The organism is Cupriavidus sp. UME77 (assembly GCF_014170355.1).
In the GTDB taxonomy this organism is placed as follows: Bacteria; Pseudomonadota; Gammaproteobacteria; order Burkholderiales; family Burkholderiaceae; genus Cupriavidus; species Cupriavidus basilensis.
Map to the genome: position 1 here is coordinate 40184 of NZ_LZZU01000074.1, position 20355 is coordinate 60538.

Sequence of the window (20355 nt, forward strand, 5' to 3'; positions counted from 1 at the left end):
GTCGCATTCCCGCTCACTAAGGGAATTATCTTCGTGTTCTTGCAGAAATTTCCCAAAGCCGATCAGGCGATCCGCGGGCACATTGGCAAGGTGTCCGGCCACTTTGCGTGTCGGCGACCTGACAACGGAGGATGGCATGGACGATATGCGAGAGGCCCTGAAACATGGCGACAAGACCGGCACCGGCGGGGTGCTGATGTCCAATGCAATGGCGAAAAAGGATTTCTTCCATCAGCTATGCACCGCCGAACAGGAGGCTGCGGCAAAGAACCCGCAGGGCATTGAGAATGCTGATAACTTGGCCGCCTATGTCATTGTCTAAATGCTTCCGCACCGTTGCTGCAACAGCAGCGATCTTGGCGCAGCCTGCACTGGCTTGCAGCTTCGACATTTCCTTCAACAGCAATTTCGAGCCAGGCGCGGTTCGCCTGCCGGCGTCGGAAGTTCGCAAATTGGCGGAATGGATGGTCGACTCTCCCGGGAGATATGAGAACAAGGAGGAGTTTCACATTCTCGTCTACGAGGCCCCTACCGTTGGTGTCAGTCATGCTCTCGCACGCAAGCGCGTATCTCACCTGGAGCATTTGCTGACGACTTTTGGTGTGCCGGTGAGCATGATTTCCATGGAAATCCCCCGCTACAAACCTGGCAAGTCGGCGGAACCGCCGAACTTTGCGCATATCAATTTCATGCCGGGGTGCCCGCACCCTTGCTGCCCAGCTCCGGAACCGACCTCGCAGATTCGCTAGGGGGGCGCTGGATGACGTCTCCCTGCCCGGCAGCCTCTTCGTCAAACGGCATCGAACTGGAGGCGCTGCGCGACGCAATTGCGGCGGGCATGGCAAGTGGCACCCCTAAGCCTGCTGAAGATGTGCTTGCGAGGCTGGAGAGCAAGTACCGCGCTGCGGGCACGAGCAAGCACCGCTGACGCGGCACACGATCACGCCGCGCGCCGGGCAGGATCTGGCGTCCACAGTCCTCACCGGCTTTTCTTCCTGCACCTGTCGATGTGAATCTTTCTCAGTTTCGCCGGCGATATCTGCGGCATGTCGTACGCAATGTTGGTCGCCTCGGTGGCCGTGGAGAGAAAGATCGGGTCGCCCCCGCCAACCTGACTCAGCTTTGTCAGCACATCTTGCCGGGGCACGCCCGTATCGCGTTGTTGCGCGGCCATGAAAAGGAGGTCGGCTACGCACTGGCAGACCGACATCCTTTGCGCCTTGCTGACGTCGTCTTGCCGCGCTGGCGTTTGCGCATAGGCTGCGGCAGCGGCAAACAGGGCCGCGAGAGACAGGGCCGCGACAGACATGGCAACGGCCGCAATCATTGCGGCTCGCACAGCTTGGTGATGCATATTGTTTTGCCCCCTCTTCTGTTGAGGTGGTCGGGTCCTGCACGCTGGCTCCGCGCTTGTGAAGATTATTCTCTTGTGCGGGAGGTGATCTGTGTGGCACCGAACCTTCGGCGTCGCTTTCCACGCGCAGGTCTTGTGAAGGGATGGGATTCCCGATGGCGCCGCTACCGGGGCGCATGCCGCATGAACACGCGCCCTGGACCGTGCCGCGTGAGGTTGGGATTGGGGATGCGGCCCGCTGGCCTTCGTTCTGGGGGAGAATACGCGGTAGCACCACTACCGCGAGCCTTCTGATGGACAGCGAAACCGCCGTAAAAGCCCTGGCCGCGCTGGCGCAGCAATCTCGCCTGGCGATCTTCCGCCTGCTGGTCCAGGCCGGTCCGCCTGGCATGTTTGCCGGCCGGATTAGTGAGGCACTCGGTTTGCCGCCGGCAACACTGTCGTTTCATCTCAAGGAACTGGCCAATGCCGGGCTGATCGCGAGCCGGCAGGAAGGCCGGAACGTTATCTACCAGGCCCAGTACCAACGGATGAACGAACTGCTTGGGTTCTTGACAGAGCACTGCTGCGAAGGGGATCCGCAGGGCTGCGGTGTTGCGGCGTCTGTGTGTCAGCCCGCGTTTCCTGCGCGCCCCGGCGCGCGGGCAGACAAGACCTAGCCCTGTCGTCACTGACCGGGACGATTCGCCTCGATCTTCGCCTTGCCTACCGTGGCCGCCGCGCCCCTCGGTTGCCGCGTCGCCGCAACGAGCAGCATCAGGGCGAGCGATGCCAGGCTAAGGAGTACCAGGACCAGCCCGGCAAACGCCACTCCGCTCGACGATACCAGCGAGAAGCACAGCGGCGCGATCGCCATGGACAACAATGTGGGCCGCGCCAGCCGGCCGAGCAAATTGCCTACCGGCACGCGGGGAAAGAGTTCGGCGGGTAGCGTGCCCCGCACAATCGTCAACAGGCCATTGCTCAGGCCGTAGACCACGGCAAAGGCCATGCCCGTCCCAATGCTACCCGGGCTGCTGGCCAGCAGCAGGAGCGCCACAACTAGCAGGCTGAGGGAGAGCCAGCCTACCTGCGCCGGCCGCAACCGTTTCGCGAAGACCAACTCCATCACGCGCCCGGTCACCTGCATTGGCCCGATGACGCTGGCCACCATCACCGCCTGGGCGGTGCTGAGCCCACCGGCCTGCAGCAGATTCAATAGGTGGACGGAGAGTGCACCGAAGACGAATAACGCCGCAGCAAAGGCGCCGGCAAGCAGGAAGAACGGCTTTCCTGCCACCGCCGAAGGTGACGCGCCAGTGGCACGAGCCGCGACCTGTGGCTGCGCGCGCGCTGATAGGCGAGGAAGAACCAGTCCATGCAGCGGCAAACAGACGGCGATCTGGATGCCGGCGAACACGAGGAGCGTCATGCGCCAGCCCAGCTCGGCGTTCAGAAAGGCGGTCAGCGGCCAGAAAACGGTGCTGGCGAACCCGCCGAACAGGGTCAGCGTCGACACGCTGCTGCGATAGCGAGCCGCATCCAGTTGATGCAGCGTGGCGAAGGCCGGGTCATAGAGCGCCATGGGCATGGCCAGGCCGGCTAGCATCCAGGCCGCATAGACGGTCCACACTTCCGTGACGCAAGCCATCGCCAGCAGTGCTGTCGCAGCGACCAGCGACCCCACGCAAAGGACCCGTTTCCCTCCGCGGCGGTCGATGGCTCTGCCGACACGCGGTGCGCACAGGGAGGACGTCAGCAGGGCGAACGTGAAGGCGCCAAAGATCTCCGGCTGGCTGAGATGCAGATCGGCCTGTATGGGCTTGGCGAGGACCGCGAACGCATAGTACAGGCTCCCCCAAGATGCAATCTGCGCGATGCCCAGCGCAGGGATCGTGTGAGCCAGCTTGGTAGGCGATACTGGCCTGCCCTCCAACCGCTCGCCGTCGGATGCCTCGTTCATGCCCATCCCTTGCCGAAAAAAGGAACGCCCGGCAAGTTGCAGTTGCCGGGCGTGGAGCGATTGTGCTGGTGCCTTATGCGCTCAGGCCTTCGCGCCTGCTTCGTACCACTTCTGGGTCCGATTGACGATACCGACGACCAGCAGCATCACCGGCACCTCGATCAGCACGCCCACCACCGTCGCCAGCGCGGCGCCAGACTTGAAGCCGAAGAGGCTGATAGCCGTCGCCACGGCAAGCTCGAAGAAGTTGCTCGCGCCGATCAGGCTGGACGGGCCGGCGACACAGTGGGCCACACCCAGCTTGCGGTTTAGCAGATAGGCCAGTCCCGAGTTGAAGAAGACCTGGATCAGGATCGGCACGGCCAGCAGTGCGATCACCAGCGGCTGGTCAATGATCGCCTTGCCCTGGAAGGCAAACAGCAGGATCAGGGTCAGCAGTAGCGCAGCGATGGAATACGGCCCAACTTTGTGGGCAACGCGCTGGAAGTACGCAACACCTTTGCTCAGCAGGAGCTTGCGCAGGGCCTGTGAAATCAGGACCGGCACCACGATGTACAAGCCAACCGACGTGAGCAGCGTGTCCCACGGCACGGTGATGGACGACAAGCCAAGCAGCATCGCGACCACCGGAGCGAATGCCACCACCATGATGGCATCGTTCAGGGCCACCTGGGAGAGCGTGAAATAAGGATCACCCTTGCAGAGCTGGCTCCACACAAACACCATGGCCGTGCACGGCGCCGCTGCCAGCAGGATCAGCCCGGCGATATAGCTATCCAACTGCTCGACAGGCAGCATGGGCGCAAATAAGTGTCGAATGAAGATCCAGCCGAGCAGCGCCATCGAGAACGGCTTGACGGCCCAGTTGATGAATAGCGTGACACCAATTCCCCGCCAGTGAGACTTGACTTGGCCCAGTGCGCCGAAATCGATCTTCAGCAGCATGGGGATGATCATCACCCAGATGAGAATCCCGACCGGAAGATTCACCTGCGCGTACTCCATGCCACCGATTGCCTGGAAAACGCCCGGCAACGCCTGGCCGAGCATGATCCCGACGACGATGCAAAGCGCGACCCAGATGGTCAGGTAACGCTCGAAGAACCCGATCGCCGGCTTCGTTGAGACGTGCGTTGAGGACGTTGCTTCGTGTGTGGTCATGGTTCAGCTCTGCGAGATGCGTTGCAGGGCTTCCTGCAATTGCGCATTGCTCAGTTCTTTGATCGGCAGCAATAGCAGTTGCAGCATGCGGTAGCCGATGGCTTGTCGCGTGAGCTCGAACGCAAGGCGCTTTGCGTCGTCGCCGCCCTGCGCGTGCGAGGGATCGGCATACCCCCAGTGCACCTTGACCGGGCTGCCCGGCCAGTATGGGCACGCCTCGGCCGCGGCGCTATCGCACACGGTGATCACGATGTCCATCTTGGGGGCATCGTCGCCGACGAACTCGTCCCAGCTCTTGCTGCGAACCCCTTCTACATCGACGCCGGCCTGGCTTAGCGCCTCGAGTGCAAACGGGTTGATGCGGCCGCTTGGGGCGCTGCCGGCGCTATAGGCCCGGACATCCTTGCCTAGCTGCTTTGCCAGATGGTTGAGCATGCCTTCGCTCAACACGCTGCGGGCCGAGTTGTGGGTACAAAGGATCAGGACGTTGGTTGTCATGGGAACCGCCTAGTGATGGTCAGCTTTGCCCGATATCGCGCACTGCCTTCTGGAGGGCAACGGCATCGAGCTTAGGGATAGGGAGGGACAGGAACAGTTCGATGCGTCGCTTCAGGGTGATGGCTGCATCGTTGATCGCCTGCTGCCTCTGCGCCTCAGTCCCTTCGCATGCGGCCGGGTCCGGCACGCCCCAGTGCGCCGTCATCGGCTGACCGGGCCATACCGGGCACATTTCTCCGGCGGCCTTGTCGCAAACCGTGAAGACAAAATCGAGTTGCGGCGCGCCGTCCTGGGAGAACTCGTCCCAGCTCTTGCTGCGCAAGGCTTGCGTGGGCAGTCCGTAGCGCCGCAGGGTCGCCAGCGCGAGGGGATTCACCACACCCGTCGGGTGGCTGCCGGCCGAGTAGGCCCGGAAGCGCCCCTTGCCCAGATGGTTCATCAGCCCCTCGGACAGAATGGATCTCGCCGAATTCCCGGTGCAAATGAAGAGCACGTTATAGGTCTTTTCGCTCATGTTGGCCTCTTCAGCAGCACGACGAGTTAGCCTTCACGGCGATGCCAATCGGCTTGCCCTGCGGGGCGCGCGGCGCGCAACATGCCGAGTCGGCGCTGGCGGATTCCACGGGCCGGCTTTCACTAAACACCGGTACGTTCCCGAGCGTATGGAAATGCTCCCAGGCGATGCCTTGGGGATCCGTGACCCAGTGCTTTTCGCTGCGTGCGTAGCAGCATGTTGTCTGCCCCTCATCCAGCAGCGCCATATCGGCGGCTTGCGCGCGGTCTTTCAGCGCCGCCAGCTCTTGCGCGTCGTCGGTCTGGAACCCCAGGTGATCCACGCCAGGCTCACCGCCGCGGGTGGAGATGGCGAAGTTCACTCGCGGGTCTTCCAGCATCCACTTGGCGTAGTCACTCTCGATCCGGGTCGGCTCGGCCGCGAACAGCTTCGTGTAGAAGGCAATGCTCTTGCCGAGGTCCTGGACATTGAGGTGGATATGAAAGCGCTTCATTGACGTTCCCCTTTCGTTCCCGTTTCGTTCCCATTTAGCACGCACAAACGGTAGTGGCGGCATTGTCGAGACAGGCCTCGCCTTGGCAGCAGTTGGCTGTCAGAAAGCCAAGCAGGTCATTCATGTGCGCAAACGCGGCGCGATAGATCAGACGCCTGCCTTCACGCTCTTGCGTGATCAGGCGGGCATGCATCAACTCCTTCAGGTGGAAGGACAACGTTGCGCCGGGCACCCCGATCTGTTCGGTCATGGCGCCGGGCGTCAACCCGGATGGCCCGGCCACCACCAGCAAGCGAAAAACCTGTAGCCGCAGGCCATGGGCCAGGGCGGCGAGAGAGCGGATGGCATCGTTTTCTTCCATATTTCCATAATATTGGAAATGTTGGCCAAAAACAAGGGCGACGAATGTGGGTGACGAATGGGGTGACGAACGCGGGCTAGGCGCGTGCCAAGTCGACGATAGGCGACGCCGGCTGGACGGTGGGCTGTGTCCGCTGGCGCGGTGGTTTGACGCTTGTCATCCAGGGTCGTTAGCATGGCGGGATGATCGATCTTCGATCGCGGAAATCGATTGTTTGCCAACCGAAGCGGAGTTGAATGGATGCTAGCCACCGAGAATGAGGTCAAGAGGGACAGGGATGCCATAGGCAATGCCTGGGCGGTGTTTCTCGCTTTCCTCCGGCTGGGCCTGACTTCCTTTGGGGGGCCGATTGCCCACCTGGGCTACTTCCGAGCGGAGTTCGTCACGCGTCGGCGCTGGCTGAGCGAGCGCAGCTACGCGGATCTGGTTGCCCTCTGCCAGTTTTTGCCCGGTCCCGCCAGCAGCCAGGTTGGCATGGCGATAGGCCTGTCGCGCGCCGGCTTCATGGGCGCGGTGGCGGCCTGGGTAGGGTTCACGTTGCCGTCCGCAGTGGCCCTGGTGCTGTTCGCGCTCAGCATTTCGACGTGGGGCGATGTGATACCGGCCGGTGCGCTGCACGGACTGAAGGTGGTGGCCGTGGCCGTGGTCGCGCAGGCCGTCTGGGGCATGGCCCGCAGTCTGTGCACGGACACTACCCGTATCACCATTGCGGCGTTCTCTGCCTGCGTGGCCCTGCTTTGGCCGAACGCGTGGGGACAGGTCGGCGTGATCGCTGCGTCCGCCGTGGTGGGCCTGGCGATGTTCAAGCCAGCGCGCGATATCACCCACGACCCGCTTCCGATCTCGATCAGCCGGCGCGTTGGGGGCTTGCTGCTGGGCGTTTTCTTTATCCTGCTGGCGGGTCTGCCTCTGGCCGTGCAAGCCTGGCCCAATCAGACGCTGGCGGTAGCGGGTGCGTTCTATCGTGCGGGATCGCTGGTCTTTGGCGGGGGGCACGTGGTGCTGCCGCTCTTGCAAGCCGCGGTTGTGCCCAGCGGCTGGGTAACCAATGACACCTTCCTGGCGGGCTACGGCGCAGCGCAGGCGGTGCCGGGGCCGCTCTTTACGTTTGCGGCGTTTCTCGGCGCGTCCATGACGGTTGCGCCGAGCGGGTGGGTCGGTGCGCTGGTGTGCCTGGTGGCTATCTTTGTCCCGTCGTTTTTATTGGTAGGCGGTGCGTTGCCGTTCTGGGAGCAGCTGCGCCGCAATGTGCGCACGCAGGCGGCGCTTGCCGGCGTGAACGCGGGCGTGGTCGGGTTGTTGCTAGCTGCGCTCTATCATCCCGTGTGGACCAGCGCCGTGCACGGGCCCGCCGACTTCGGGCTCGCGGTGATCGCGTTTGTGGCGCTCATGTTCTGGAAGCTTCCGCCGTGGCTGGTTGTCATCTGCAGCGGAGCGGCCGGGTGGCTGCTGAGCGTCGCGCTTTAACCTTCGCGCCGCCACCCGGGTTCGCGCTAGGTGCGGTCAAACCGTCGCCGCTTGAAGCTGACGGTGTCCTTGAAGTCCTGCATGCTGCCAACGCGGCGCAGGTCCGCCCAAGTGCCCTTGTAGTACGGCACCACATTGCGGTCGGTCCACGGCGTGGTCACGTTGCCCATGACCCCGTTGAAATGGCCAAACTGCATGAACGTCTGGTTGCGTTTGATGTCTGGCTCCAGGTAGGCAAGGGCATAGGTGGAGCCGTAGTCGTTATAGACTTCGACCACGTCGCCGGAGGCCACGCCCAGCGCCTGCGCGTCCGCTGGATGGATCTCCAGATAGGCCATGGGCACCCGCGCACGCACGAATTCGTTGAACTGGTCGTGGTACATCGTCTGCCACACCTCGTTGACCCGGCCGTTGTTGATCCAGAAGTGATACTTGGCCTTCTGCTCGGCGACTGGCTTCGGCAGCCCGGGCCAGGTCGCTGGCTTGAACTCGGCCTTGCCGTCGGGCGTATCGAACTTGCCGTCCATGTAGAGCATTTCGGTCCCGACCAACTTGCCGTTGCTGTACGTCTTCGTGGGCAGTTGCACGCCATTGTTGCCCATCGCGCGCAGGCGCTCGTAGGTGACCAGGTTGCCGGTCGCGCCGCCCTGGCTATCGATCGGGACGGCACCCGGCTGGCCCGCCTGGCGGAAGCCGTCATTGAAGGCGTCCTCTTCGGTCCGCCAGTCGAAGCCGCCAAAGCGCGCGGCCATCTCGCCCTTGCCCTCGGCCTCGTACAAGCGCTTGAGCGTATTGGCGATATCGGCGGCGATCAGGCAGTCCGGGCGCGCGGTGCCCGGTGGGTCCATGAACTTGTCCGATAGGCGCATCCGGCGCTCGCCGTTCATCGAGGTCAGGTGCATCTCGCCCGGATGCGCGGCCGGCAGCATCAGGTGGGCGGCGTCAGCCAGGCTGGTGGGATACAGGTTGATGTTGGTCAGGAACAGCCCGCCCTTGCTTTTCACGGCGTCGTAGATCGCATCCGCCATCTGCGCCGCGGTGGCCCCGCGCTGGCGTGCCATTGCCTCTCGCACAACCGCGGTGCGCCGCAGGATCACGGCGCGGTGCTCCTGCGCATTAAGTGTGGTCTGGAATGGGTTGGCGCCCCACGCCGTGTACATCAGCCCCTTGCCGTGGATGATCTCCTGGTCCACGTAGATCTTGGTGCTGCCAGGATAGGGCGGCCTGGCATAACCCTCCTGGTGCCCGCCCATGCGCACCACGCCCGTGCCGCGCCGGCCGACGTTGTGCGTGGCCAGGACCAGGTCCACCAGCGCGGACTGGATGAGGTAGTTGTCGTTGCCCCAGATGATGCCCTTCTCATAGGCATGCATCGTATGCGGCCGGTGGCCGGACGCCTTTGGCTTGTAGGCCCACTGCGCCGCAAGCCTGAGCTTGTCGACTGGCACGCCGGTGATGCGGCTGGTGTCTTCCAGCGACAACCGGTTCGCGCGCAGCGCCGCATCGAATCCCTTGGTATAGCCCGCTATGAATGCCTGGTCGTGCCAGCCCTGGTCGACCACATGGGTCAGCAACCCATCGAACAGGGCAATGTCGGTGCCGGGCTCGATATCCAGGTGCAGCACGTTGTCCTTGCCGGCCGCCTGCTCCGCCACCGCGATCGTGGTGGTGCGGCGCGGGTCCACGAAGATCACCTTGGCCGCGGCAATGCTCTCGCCCGGGAAGCGCGTCTTGCGCTTGTCCATGGTCTGGCCCTGCAGATTCGGCAGCCAGTGCGCCAGGAAGTAGTTGGTCTGGGTCTCGTAGGAGTTGCAGCCGATTGCCATGATCACATCGGCGAGTTCGGCATCCTCATAGCTGTTGTTGAGCTCGCCGATGCCCATCTCGCGGGTGGCATGGCATTCGGAGTTGTAGGCCGGCCGATTGTGGATCCGGACCAGCGGCGTCTTGAGCGCCGTGAACATCAGCTTGCCAGTGCCCCAGGTGTTCTCGAAGCCACCGCCCGCGCCACCGTGGTCAAAGCAATCGAACGCCAGCGCGGCGGGCCCGTCGCGATCCAGTATCCGCTTGGTCACGCCGGCGTACAGGGCCAGCGCGTCATCCCAGCTGGTATCGACCCATTGGTCGGCCATATAGACGCGCGGGCTGCGCAAGCGCGCCCTGGCCACGCCGTCCGGGTTGTACATCACCTTGGCCAACTGACCGCCTCGCGTCGACGACAAGCCCTGGTTCACGCTGCATTGCTTGTCGGGCACGATGAGGATGTTGTGGCGCTGGCCGTCCCGGTCGGTGACGGTGTTCTGCATGTTTGGCGTCATCACCACCGCCAGCGCAGGCAGCTGCTTGCGAAAGTCCAGCCCCAGCGCGTTCTGGCCGGGCGCGCGGCCCCCCTCGATGTTCTCCGGCCATTTGTAGACGTGATAGCCGCACCCGACGATGCAGAAATGGCAGGTCAGGTTGGTCCGCTGCGCATTCACGGGTGGCAGCGCCACCCGATCCTTGTTGGTTGCCATGGCAGTACGCCCCCTTCACAGCAGGTTGGCTTGACGCCCGTAGATCAGCCCCTCGACACCGATGGCTTTCACCGTGCCATCGCTGGCGTTGTACTGCAGCTGGACCATGGGCAGGTTTTCGGTGGCTTGTCCCGACACCATCTGGCCGCTTTTCTCGGGGTCGAAGATGCTGAAGTGGCAGGGGCATTTGAAGGTGCGCGCGCCAGCGTCGTAGGCGACCGGGCAGCCCATGTGCGTGCAGAGCGTGCTGTAGGCCACCACGTCGCGGTCGGGGCCGACCCCGCCTGGCACCGGCATCCCCATCTTGATGGCGACGCAGGGCGACGACGCGTCCGGGTAGAGGAAACTGACCGGCGTATTGACCCGCAGCTGTCCGATCTGCGCGACCACCCTAGGGGTGAAAGGCAGCGTCGTCCGGCCCGGATCGCCGGGGGGTGGCGCGGCTTGCGCCGGGGTGGGCAAGCTTCCAGAAACACCAATGCCGGCGGCCGCGCCGCCGGTGGCCTTCAGGAACTCTCTGCGCGTGATGGACATGATCACCCCCTCCTGCGGAATGCGATCGCGATGCCCGTCGCGGGTCGCCGGCATTCCGTGGTCGTTGGCATGGGGGCATGCTTGCGGCCGCAGCCCCGGTGGGGCCACGCGGCGATGACTACCGCCGATATTTTTGGAAATATTTAATTATTTCTAGAGCAACGGCGCGGCGAATGCAAGCTGCACTGCGGTACAGATACCGTCGCCATGGCCGCGGGAGTGAAAGGCTAAGCAAACAACGTTCAACGTTGCGCGAATCTCGACCCCCGTGGGCATGTCTGTCGTAAAGCACAACGCTGGTGTGTTCCCCTCTCCCATGAAATGGGAGAGGGGAACTACGGCAGCGCTGGATTGGGCCCAGCGATACATCGACCCACAAAAACGTCCGATGAACCGCTTTTTTTCAACCGGGGCACGCGCCGCCCGATCCGGCACCGCACTAGCCGTGACTTACCTGGCGCCGAAGTGCAGCGCCAACTGAAGCGCAATCGATAGCACGCTCAGGCTCAGCGCGGCCACGATGGCATAGCGGGTGCGCTTTGTGCTCTGCAGCTGCTCCGCACGGAGCTTGGCGAGTTGTGTCTGTGCGGCCTGGGCGAGTTGGCTTTCCATGCCTTGGAGCAGCACCTGGTTCGCCGATTCCATCTTGGCTTCGGCGGCTTCCACGCGTTGCACGCAGCCGATGAGCTTGAGGGCTTGTTCCTGGGACACGCCCTTGGCTTGCAGCAGGCCTTCGTTGGCGGCGTGGATCGCGGTTTGCTGCTGCGCCAGTTCGTCCTGCTGGGCGCGGATCTGTTTGTTCTGCTCGGCAAGCGCGGTGGCTTGCTGGCGCAGCTGTGATTGCTGCTCGAGCAGCACCTGCTGCTGGTCGCTGAGCACCTTGGAGATGGCGGTGTTGACGGCCAGCAGTTCCGCGGATCGCTGGGTCAGGCTGCCAATCGATTGGCTAAGGTCAAGGCTGGCATCCTTGATCTTGTCGTCGAGGTCGTTCCACCAGTTGCTGACAAAATTGCTGCTGGACTTCTCGCGGCGCAGGCGGGCGAGGCGATTGCCGTCGCCTTCCGTGGCGTTCTTGGCGTCTGCCATGCGGGCGACCAGTTCCTGGATCTTGCCGGAACTAAAAATATGCTCTGGCAGCTCCACCGAGGAGAATGCTTGAACGATCTGTAGATCCTGCTTGCCTGCGTAACTCATGCTGCTGTCCGTTTTAGAGATTGTTCAGGAATGCGTCGATTTGGTGCTGACGGCTTTCGATGCTGGCTACGCCGTCGTGGCTGCGGCGAACCTGCTCGCGCGTCTGGGCATTGGTGTGTTCCAGGCTGGCGAGGGTGAGCGCGCTGGCTTGCCCTGCCTGGCCATAGGCCGCGCCGATGTCGGCGTAGCCATGCATGGCCTGGGCGTACTGTTCGACATTGCGCAGGGAGGCGTCACACAGGGCGCACAGTTCTTCCGCGAACCGGGTGCGGCGTTGTGCGTCGGCCATCAGTTCGTCCAGCAGCTTTTCGTCGCGTGCCTGCCGGTCAAACGCGCTGTCGATCTGATAGGCGAGGTAGGCGGACAGCAGGCCACTGACAATGCCTACCAGCACCGGGGAGACCACATCAGCAAATGGCTTGAGCAAGGGGATGGTGAGCATGAAGGCTGACACACTCTCTTCGAGCAGCACGCCGACCGTGGTGGCGACGACGGTGGCAAGGATCTTCAGCGCGGCCTGCATGGCCTCGCGCGGCGTCATGTGTGCCGGCCGCATGGCGATGAGCTTGAACGCGCGGTAGAGGCCGAGCAGTACCTCGCGCAATGCGGTGACGATGCGTTTGGCCGTGGTGATGAACGAATTGATCAGGAACGTGAGCAGATTGCTCATGAAGCCGCTGACGCCGCCGCCAAGCAGTTGCCCCATGGCATCTGGCAGCTTTGCGGCCACGGTTTGGATGACGCGGCCAAGGCGCTCGCGAATGTCCTGGAAGAGCGTTTTGCCTGCCGCCACGCCGCGTTTGATCAGGACCTTGAACTCATTGAACAGGCCGTTGACCAGTTCGGTGAGCAGCAGCCCCAGCGCCTGGCGCACGGCCATGCGCGCGGCTTGGTCCAGGCCGGTGGTCAGGAGCTCGCCGGTTTGCTTTTTGAGCAGGCTGGTGTCGATCGTGGCGTTGATCTTGTCGGAGGCGGTGCGGTAGGCCTCGTCCATGCGCTTGGGATCTACTTCATAGTGCTCGGCGTTGGTTTTGTCGTCCTGGCCGGCTTTATTGGCACGGGCCCATTCCCGGGCATCCTTGTCGCTCTTGGAGCGGTTCAGGCTGGCGTCGGTGCCGACAAGGTTGGCGTCGTCGTTGAGGAGCGTCTTGATCTTGTCGACGCTGGCAGTGCCGTCCTTGACTTCGCCAAGCGCAAGGTGCGCGCGGGGATCGGTGGCAACGGCCTTGAGCGCAATGACATGGTCCAGGTCGAAGTCTTCGCTGAGTGGCTTGCCGGTGTAGCCATCGATGCCGCTTTGCGCCGCGTTGTCGCGCTTGCGTTGCCAATCGGTGGTGCTCGCCGCGTAGCTGGCGCGATCGAATTCGTCGGCGCTTTGCCGGAAGCGCGCGTATCGCGCCTGGTCGTCGTCCGTTGCGGTGGTGCCTTGGGCGAAGTTGTGGGTGGTGGTGACGTTGCCACCGGTCTTGTCCTGGAACATCGCCGTGGACAAGCCAAAGGGGCCGATGATCTGCGCAAGCACGTGCTGCTGACAATCGTCGAATAGGGTTTGAAGCCGTTGCTCACGCAGCTGCGTTGCGGATTCTCTCATTGCTTGTTCTCGCTTGTTCTTGCTGGCTTTTGGTTGGGCTTGGCTGTAGTTCGGTTGCCTATTGCTGGCGCGCGATGAGTTGCGAGAACCATTGGCCGAAGCTGTCCGCAATGCGCTCTCTCCTGGGGGCGTCGTGCCACAGGGCGATGACCTGGCCGTACTGGCCGCCGGTATCCGGGTCCAGGTCCAGGCAGAGGTGATCGCCGGCCCCGTTGTAGGTGAAGGGGATCCATTTTGGCGACCACCACAGTGGCTTCACCCCGGGATCGGGCCTTGCTGTCATTTCCGCGAACTCGCCGCTGGCCCAGAGCTCATGCCACACCTTCCACTCACGCAGCACGCGCGCGGTGCAGAGGAATTCGGCGCCGTCGAAGAGCCATTCGGCGTGGCGATCCTGGCCGTCGTGCACCAGCAGGCATTGCACGTAGTCATCGGGCAAGGACACGCCGAGCTCGCGCTCAAGGTCTGCCACCCGTTCGGCAGATGCGGATGGGTTGAGTCCTGCCAGACGGTCCGGGTGATGTGCTGTCAGCCGGGCTAGCAGGAGATGCCATTGCGTGTTCATCTTGAATTCCAGTAATGCGTGTTGCCGAGTGATGCGTTCGCCAATTCCAGATCGGCCATTCCTTCGATAACTTTAGGGAAATCTCGGATCTTTTTTTGCGCAGCCGGTTGAGGTTGCATGGGGGCATGGCATTCAACCGCACAACAGGCATGAATATTGGAGGCGACACCGGACATTGCACTGTCCGGTGCGGGCAGCAGACTTGCGGCTACCGATACACAGGAGCCAGCAAATGCATCAGAACGAAACCCTCGACATGACCATCGGCCACGACGTGCTGATTCCTATCAAGCCGCTGCGGCTTGCGATTCAGCGCTGGGGTTTCTCGGCGGAGGAAGTGCAGGGCGTGATCATGGATTGCCCGACGTTTGCGGGTGCTCTTGAATGGATGCAGGCCGGGCATCCCGGCGCGCGCGCCGATGTGGTTGTCCACCTGGTTGACGCGGCGCGCCTGACCGGCGCCAACGGGGGCGCGATGTGGAATGCCATGGGGCCGGTGCAGGCGATGAGGAAGGCGCGCAGCACCGGCAGCCTTGAGATTGCGCTTGTGCTCGGTTCTGCCAGCCAGCTGCCGTCCGTCCGCGCGGGCAGCTGGATCCTCGCTGGCTCGCGCAGCCTGGCGAGCGCGCTGGGCATTCTCTTGCGCTCGACGCTGGATCCGGCCGCGCTGTTGGCTGCGGGCAGCGAGCCGCTTAGCTGGCTGCGGGAGCTGGCATTGCTGGATACCACCTGCTTGCTGCTGCAGCAAACCGACCCCGCGCCCGAGCGCCTGGCCGGCAAGATCGAAGAGGATCTGGTCGCCCTGATCGGCGGAGGCTATGCGGCGCCCTCCTGGATCTCGATTGCGGGCCCGAGCGCGGCCATCGCCGCGCTGCGCCGGCGCACCGGGGTCATGGCCCGGCGCTTGAGGTACTCCGCGCGCCCTTTCGAAAAGGCGAGCGCCGATCTGGTGGTCGCGTTTCCCTGGCCGGATCTGGTGCGTTAAGGCTTCCCTTAGGTGACCGACCCCAAGGGCGATGGCTGCGGGGCTGTTGGCACGGCGGCGCTGCCATCGCTATCGCCATCGCTATCGTTGTAGTCGTCGTCGGCGTACATGGAAGCGGCTTCTCTAAGGAGCCTGCCGATCTCGCGCCGGACACTTGCCGGCGCAATGACTTCCACAAACGGCGAGCACTCCAGCAGCAGGTTGTTCAGCGCGATCGACGGCGCAACGGTTGCGGTCAGGACAAAGCCGCCCTCCTCTTCCGTGATGCACTGATCTTCGGAGAGCCGCACGGATCGGAACTGGCTCGGGACGGAACCACGCTCGCGCACGCGCAGAACGAGCGGCTCGGGCGTGCTGGCGAACCACTCCAGCGCCTTCTCCTCCTTGATAAAGGCCTGCAGGTCGAACCCGTGCTCACGCTTGAGCACGAAGCCGCGGTTCTCCACCGCAAGCATGCGGTCGAGCCGCATCAACCAGGGCGAGCCCTGCTTGCCGCTGGAGCGGCGGTGCTTAACCACCAGGTACCAGAACGAGCCCTTCTCGACGATGGCGTAGGGCAGCACCTCGTATTCCTTGGGCTGCGTGATCTCCCTGGCGGCCACCTGGTAGCGCACGAACAGCGTCTGGTCCAGGTACAGCGCGGCCCAGATGGTCTCGAAGACCTGTTCGTCGACGGTTGGCGGGATCAAGGGATAGCCGGCGTCCAGGCGCGCGGTCTTGCCCATCCACGCCAGCGCGCTCTCTGAGCGGCTGTCGATGGGGTTCGCGCGGAGCACGCGCGCAGCGCCTTCAAAGTATCCTTCGAGGTCGCCGATGATGCTATTGGGAAGGTGGTGTCGCGCAAGCTGCCGCAGCTTGAGCAGCGCCAGCGAAAGATCGATCGATGGCCGGACGGCCGCTGCCGGCCCGTTTGCCAGCAGTCTCCACCGTCTTGCGGAGCCATTGCCCTGACCCGCGAGGTAGTTTTGTTCTTCCAGCGCGGCGAAGGCACGGCGAACGTCCTTTTCCTGGTCCCCTGGCATCCCCAGCTTTGCCATGACTGCCCGCTTGAGTTCGGGAGACTTCCATGCATCGCGACGCTGCGAAGCCATGATGTCCAGGACAGCGCGTTGCACTTCGGCGGGAGTCGGCATTTGGGTGAGGCATGAGGTTTGTTGTCGCCGGTATCGTATTCGGACTGGACAAGCGTTGTCCAGTTACAAGCCCGCACGCTGATCGAGTCCAGCCTATGCCGGCTACGGCATAAACCTGTAAACTCGGCGCGGCTTCGATCCCGAAGCCTGCCTGCGGGATGTGCCGGGTTGGATTGGTTAGAAACGGCGGACGCGAACACGCCGACAAAGGAAATGCAATGCCACGATCTACGTCCGACCCGGTCACCACGGGCCGTGCTCTGCTTGGCGTCGGATCGCTACTGATCTTGACGGTGGGTGTGCTGCTCCTGGTGTTGCGGATCGCGCAGCAGAACTACATCATGGCCCTTGGCGTGGTCTGGGTGGCCAACGGCCTGACCCTGATCCTGCATGCGCTGTACTGGTGGCGCTATGGCTTGTCCAGGCGCTGGAAGGCGGCGGTGGTCCTCCAGGGCTTGCTGACGATCGCGCCGCTGCTGCTCGGAGAGTACGGGCTGGTCTTGATCTTTTTCATGCTGGGCGGGGCGATCCGCTTCTGGTAGCGCCAGCTTTTACCGAGACATCAGAATGGGTGTGGAATACAAGATCGTCGTTGACCTGCCGTCCGAAGACATCGCCGAGAAAATCCTCCGCCGCGCGGGCGGCGGGGCAGGCAAGAAGGGGGCCTCAGGTTTTGATTTCAGGTCGCCGGGGAATTCGGGCCAAATGCCCGATGCCATCGCCAGCGTGGCGCCCTACGGATTCTATTTTTGTAGTTTCTCGGGAATCAATGGCCTGAGCGCCGAAGTGCTTGGCTTCATCGTTGGCGCCGCCGCCGCATACGGAAAGGTGCTGGTGGAGGATCTTGAGTAACGCGGCTGCCGGAACCAATGCGCTGGTTTGCTCCCCTCTCCCATGAAATGGGAGAGGGGACGGGGGAGAGGGCGGGCGCTCGCTCAACGTGATGCACCTCGCTTTTGCGCATGCCCGCCCTCTCCCCCAACCCCTCTCCCGCCATGCGGGAGAGGGGAGCTGCGGCAGTGCCGGATTTAGCCCAGCGATGCATCGACCCACACGAAAATCGAATGAACCGGAAGTTTGAGATGCAACGCCACCCACATCACCAAGATCCTCTGGACGCGCAGTACGACAGGTTGAGCCGGAGCGCGCTCGATGCCTATCGCGCGAAGCAAGCGGCCTTTACGCGCGTTCTGGCTCGGTTCTCGCAATGGAGTATCGACCACGAGCCGATGCACTTGCATTTCACCGGGACAGAAGGCCAGGCTCAAACCTTTCAGATCACGCCGATCGGGACCTATCTACCCGCGCAAGAGGACTGGGCATGGGCCTGGGGAAATGATGCGTTCCCGGAGGCTTGTCGAAACAGTGCATCTCGCATCAAGGGTCTTCGCGAAATGACCGGGTACGGAATCTTTGAAACCCCGCACTTCCGTACCAGCCTCAACGAGGTTGATGCACTGTGCGCATTTTCCCTCCAGGTGCTAAACGGCATGGCTGTCTTCAAAGTCAAGGACGAAACGCCATGGGTCTACTATGTCGTCGAACCAGCGTTGGATACGCTGCCCCCAAAATAGCCCGAGGCGGGCGACGGTGCCGCGCAGAACTGTAGCCTTGGGAGATCGTGGCCTACTTTGCGTCCGCCGCCGAGCCAAGCTCGCGTAGCCGGCGTGCAAATTCCTCCGGCACCACGGGCCGGCAGAATAGAAAGCCCTGTTGTCTCTCGCAGCCTAAGGAACGTAGATAGGCTGCCTGTTCCGGGGTTTCCACGCCCTCCGCCGTGACGCTCATGCCGAGCGAATGCGCCATCGCGACAACGGCGTGGGTAATCGCGGTGGAGTCGCGATTGTCTGGCAGCCCGGCGACGAAGGATCGATCGATCTTGAGGTTATGAAGCGGGAAGCGCGTCAGATAGGATAGCGACGAGTAGCCCGTGCCGAAGTCATCGACGGAAATCCTCACGCCGGTACGGGCCAGCGATGTCAGCGCCGGCATCACGGTCTCGCTATCCATCATCAACAGCCCCTCTGTGATCTCCAGCTCCAGCGCACCGGGCTCGAGCCCCGCGCGCGCGAGGCAGCCCTGGACCATTTGCGCCAACCCCGCGTTGATCTGGCGCGGGGACAGGTTCACCGCAATCGATAGATCCGGTGCGATGGTTCGCCGCCATTCGGCTGCCTGCGCGCACGCTCGATCCAGCACCCACTGGCCAATGGCGACGATCATGCCTGTCTCTTCCGCGACCGGTATGAACTCCTCGGGCGAGACGTTACCGAGTTCGCTGCTATGCCATCGCAGCAGGGCTTCCGCGCCAACCGCGCTTGCGCTCTGGCTGTCCACGATGGGCTGGTAAACGACATTGAGTTCGCCTGCGCTCAGCGCGCGCCGCAAGGATTGCTCCACGGCAAAGCGGCGTTGCATGCGCAAGTTAAGCGAGGCCGTAAAGAACTGGAAGCTATTGCGCCCCAGTTGCTTGGCGTAGTACATGGCGGAATCCGCATTGCGCAGCAGCGTTGCGGCGTCACGGCCGTCTTCTGGGAACAGGCTGATGCCAATCGAAGCGCCAATAAAATACGCGTTCTCGCCGACCGTGAACGGCTGTGCAATGGACTCGAGAAGCTGCGTGGCCAGCGCGGCGAGCTCTTCGGCGCTGCGATAGCCGCGTATCACGATCACAAATTCATCGCCGCCCACACGTGCGAGCGTGTCGTCGTCTCGCACACAGCGGGTCAGCCGCTGGGCGACGCTGCGCAGCAGGGCGTCGCCGGTTTCATGCCCCGCCGAGTCGTTGACCAGCTTGAATCCGTCCAGGTCGACGTAGACGATGGCAACGCGCGGCGGGTCTTGTCCGTCGTTGTCGCCGGGCGCGAGTATTTCGGTCATCCGGTCGGCGAGATAGCTGCGATTGAATAGTCCCGTCAGGGAATCTCGCGTCGCGAGATACTTCAAGCGCTGGGTGGCGTCGCGTACCGGCCCGATATCCACAAAGGAGACCAGCAGGGAACCCGGTGCCGTCTCGCCGGGCTTGATGATCGGGACCACGTTCTCGCTGACCCAGATGATCTCGCCATTGATCAGTTCATGCCCGATGACCTGGCCCAGAACCGGTTGCCCCGTTGCTATCACGCGAGACGTTGGCAGGTCCTGGAACGCGATCGGGGATCCGCCGTCATGAAAGGACCGCGCAACCTTGCCGTAGATATTGCTGCCAACCAGCGACGTCGCCGAGCCGAACATGCGCTGCGCACTTGGGTTGCAGGCCAGCACGATGCCGCTTGGCGTTAGCACGAGGATGCCTTCGCTCAGAAGATCGACAACGAAGCGATGATGCTCTTCGCTCTGCGCAAGCCGTTGCGCAATCGCATCCTGATGCACGGCAAGGCCCACGCTCTGCCCGATGGTCCGGAGGATCGTCTCTTCCTTGGCCGTTGGTCGCCGCGGGACGCGATAGTAGACCGCAAACGCCCCGAGCACCTTCCCGGCATCGTCCAGGAACGGCATCGACCAGCAGGCGCGCAGCCCGACCGGCAACGCAAGCTGCCGATAGTCGTTCCACAAGGGATCCGTGGCGATATCCTCCACCACCACCATGCGCCGCTCGAACATGGCCGTGCCGCATGAACCGATGCCAGGGCCGATCTGGAGCCCGTCGATCGCCGCGCTGAACGCGTCGGGCAACGAAGGCGCCGCGCCGAATTTCGCGTGCGTGCCATCGGCATCGAGCAGGAGGATGGAGCAGGACGGCCCTTCGCCAAGCATCGCCTCGGCGCGGCGGCACACCTCGGCGAGCAGTGCCGGGAGAGGCATATTCCGCGTGATCAGCCGCAGCACCGTTTGCTCGAATGCCAGCATCTCGTCGGCCAGGTCGGCGGGAGGGCGACTGGTTGGTAGCGCTGCGGCATTGCCGGGATCGGCTGGCACCGGGCCTTCTTTCATTGCTGCGCTCCCTGGTTGAGGCTGGCGGGTGGGGACATTCTACGAACATTGGCTCGTTCTTGCGACCAAAACAGCTACCTCGGTGAAGTCGTTGTCATCGGCTGGCGCTAGCCTCGA

Annotated in this window: 23 protein-coding genes; 8 read left to right on the plus strand and 15 right to left on the minus strand. The window is 63.2% G+C overall.

Annotation, left to right across the window (positions count from 1 at the left end; genetic code table 11):
- Positions 1-136: 136 nt before the first annotated feature.
- Positions 137-322 carry a hypothetical protein gene (locus A9975_RS29165; protein WP_183035770.1) on the plus strand — a complete coding sequence of 62 codons (186 nt, stop codon included), beginning with the start codon at positions 137-139 and terminating at the stop codon, positions 320-322.
- Between the two features lie 34 nt (positions 323-356).
- Positions 357-749, plus strand: coding sequence for a hypothetical protein (locus A9975_RS29170; RefSeq protein WP_183035771.1), 393 nt, complete (start codon positions 357-359; stop codon positions 747-749).
- 230 nt (positions 750-979) lie between these two features.
- Here A9975_RS29170 and A9975_RS29175 read toward each other — a convergent pair whose 3' ends face one another.
- The gene (locus tag A9975_RS29175; protein ID WP_183035772.1) at positions 980-1354 is read right to left on the minus strand and encodes a hypothetical protein; all 375 of its coding nucleotides are present in this window, start codon (positions 1352-1354) and stop codon (positions 980-982) included.
- A 293-nt stretch (positions 1355-1647) separates the two neighbouring features.
- Between A9975_RS29175 and A9975_RS29180 the strand changes: the two genes are divergently transcribed.
- A complete protein-coding gene (locus A9975_RS29180) occupies positions 1648-2013 on the plus strand; it encodes a helix-turn-helix transcriptional regulator (protein ID WP_183035773.1) in 366 nt (121 codons plus the stop codon).
- 8 nt (positions 2014-2021) lie between these two features.
- Here A9975_RS29180 and A9975_RS29185 read toward each other — a convergent pair whose 3' ends face one another.
- The 6 genes from A9975_RS29185 to A9975_RS29210 form a co-directional block, all read right to left on the minus strand.
- A complete protein-coding gene (locus A9975_RS29185) occupies positions 2022-3296 on the minus strand; it encodes an MFS transporter (RefSeq protein ID WP_183035774.1) in 1275 nt (424 codons plus the stop codon).
- A gap of 81 nt (positions 3297-3377) precedes the next feature.
- Complete coding sequence (arsB, locus tag A9975_RS29190) at positions 3378-4457, minus strand: ACR3 family arsenite efflux transporter (RefSeq protein WP_183035775.1); 1080 nt, start codon at positions 4455-4457, stop codon at positions 3378-3380.
- A 3-nt stretch (positions 4458-4460) separates the two neighbouring features.
- Positions 4461-4955 carry an arsenate reductase ArsC gene (locus A9975_RS29195; protein WP_183035776.1) on the minus strand — a complete coding sequence of 165 codons (495 nt, stop codon included), beginning with the start codon at positions 4953-4955 and terminating at the stop codon, positions 4461-4463.
- 19 nt (positions 4956-4974) lie between these two features.
- Entirely contained in the window at positions 4975-5469 is a 495-nt protein-coding gene (locus tag A9975_RS29200) for an arsenate reductase ArsC (RefSeq protein WP_183035777.1), read from the minus strand.
- A gap of 10 nt (positions 5470-5479) precedes the next feature.
- On the minus strand, positions 5480-5962 hold the full coding sequence (locus A9975_RS29205; RefSeq protein ID WP_183035778.1) for an ArsI/CadI family heavy metal resistance metalloenzyme: 483 nt from the start codon (positions 5960-5962) through the stop codon (positions 5480-5482).
- 34 nt (positions 5963-5996) lie between these two features.
- A complete protein-coding gene (locus A9975_RS29210; RefSeq protein ID WP_183035779.1) occupies positions 5997-6323 on the minus strand; it encodes a helix-turn-helix transcriptional regulator in 327 nt (108 codons plus the stop codon).
- 240 nt (positions 6324-6563) lie between these two features.
- Between A9975_RS29210 and chrA the strand changes: the two genes are divergently transcribed.
- Positions 6564-7790 (plus strand): chromate efflux transporter, encoded by a 1227-nt coding sequence (gene chrA, locus A9975_RS29215; protein WP_183035780.1) that lies wholly within the window; start codon positions 6564-6566, stop codon positions 7788-7790.
- A gap of 26 nt (positions 7791-7816) precedes the next feature.
- Here chrA and A9975_RS29220 read toward each other — a convergent pair whose 3' ends face one another.
- The 6 genes from A9975_RS29220 to A9975_RS29245 form a co-directional block, all read right to left on the minus strand.
- Positions 7817-10303: an arsenate reductase (azurin) large subunit gene (locus A9975_RS29220; RefSeq protein WP_183035781.1), complete on the minus strand. Its 2487-nt coding sequence runs from the start codon at positions 10301-10303 to the stop codon at positions 7817-7819.
- A gap of 15 nt (positions 10304-10318) precedes the next feature.
- A complete protein-coding gene (locus tag A9975_RS29225; RefSeq protein WP_183035782.1) occupies positions 10319-10837 on the minus strand; it encodes an arsenate reductase (azurin) small subunit in 519 nt (172 codons plus the stop codon).
- Positions 10838-11287: 450 nt separating this feature from the next.
- Positions 11288-12031 (minus strand): hypothetical protein, encoded by a 744-nt coding sequence (locus A9975_RS29230; RefSeq protein ID WP_183035783.1) that lies wholly within the window; start codon positions 12029-12031, stop codon positions 11288-11290.
- Between the two features lie 13 nt (positions 12032-12044).
- On the minus strand, positions 12045-13622 hold the full coding sequence (locus tag A9975_RS29235) for a hypothetical protein (RefSeq protein WP_183035784.1): 1578 nt from the start codon (positions 13620-13622) through the stop codon (positions 12045-12047).
- Positions 13623-13680: 58 nt separating this feature from the next.
- Complete coding sequence (locus tag A9975_RS29240) at positions 13681-14187, minus strand: SMI1/KNR4 family protein (protein WP_183035785.1); 507 nt, start codon at positions 14185-14187, stop codon at positions 13681-13683.
- Entirely contained in the window at positions 14184-14363 is a 180-nt protein-coding gene (locus tag A9975_RS29245; protein WP_183035786.1) for a hypothetical protein, read from the minus strand. Before A9975_RS29245 ends, A9975_RS29240 begins: the two co-directional genes overlap by 4 nt.
- Before the next feature lie 56 nt (positions 14364-14419).
- Between A9975_RS29245 and A9975_RS29250 the strand changes: the two genes are divergently transcribed.
- On the plus strand, positions 14420-15172 hold the full coding sequence (locus tag A9975_RS29250) for a hypothetical protein (RefSeq protein ID WP_183035787.1): 753 nt from the start codon (positions 14420-14422) through the stop codon (positions 15170-15172).
- A gap of 8 nt (positions 15173-15180) precedes the next feature.
- Here A9975_RS29250 and A9975_RS29255 read toward each other — a convergent pair whose 3' ends face one another.
- Positions 15181-16263: a YafY family protein gene (locus A9975_RS29255; RefSeq protein ID WP_183035788.1), complete on the minus strand. Its 1083-nt coding sequence runs from the start codon at positions 16261-16263 to the stop codon at positions 15181-15183.
- A gap of 260 nt (positions 16264-16523) precedes the next feature.
- Here A9975_RS29255 and A9975_RS29260 point away from each other — a divergent pair, with 260 nt between their 5' ends.
- The 3 genes from A9975_RS29260 to A9975_RS29270 all read left to right on the plus strand — a co-directional run bounded on the left by A9975_RS29260 (position 16524) and on the right by A9975_RS29270 (position 17879).
- On the plus strand, positions 16524-16847 hold the full coding sequence (locus tag A9975_RS29260) for a hypothetical protein (protein ID WP_183035789.1): 324 nt from the start codon (positions 16524-16526) through the stop codon (positions 16845-16847).
- A gap of 31 nt (positions 16848-16878) precedes the next feature.
- Positions 16879-17157, plus strand: coding sequence for a hypothetical protein (locus A9975_RS29265; protein ID WP_183035790.1), 279 nt, complete (start codon positions 16879-16881; stop codon positions 17155-17157).
- Between the two features lie 212 nt (positions 17158-17369).
- On the plus strand, positions 17370-17879 hold the full coding sequence (locus A9975_RS29270; RefSeq protein ID WP_183035791.1) for a DUF6882 domain-containing protein: 510 nt from the start codon (positions 17370-17372) through the stop codon (positions 17877-17879).
- Positions 17880-17931: 52 nt separating this feature from the next.
- On the opposite strand, the gene A9975_RS29275 is transcribed toward A9975_RS29270, so the two are convergent.
- Positions 17932-20238 carry an EAL domain-containing protein gene (locus A9975_RS29275; RefSeq protein ID WP_183035792.1) on the minus strand — a complete coding sequence of 769 codons (2307 nt, stop codon included), beginning with the start codon at positions 20236-20238 and terminating at the stop codon, positions 17932-17934.
- Between the last annotated feature and the right edge of the window lie 117 nt (positions 20239-20355).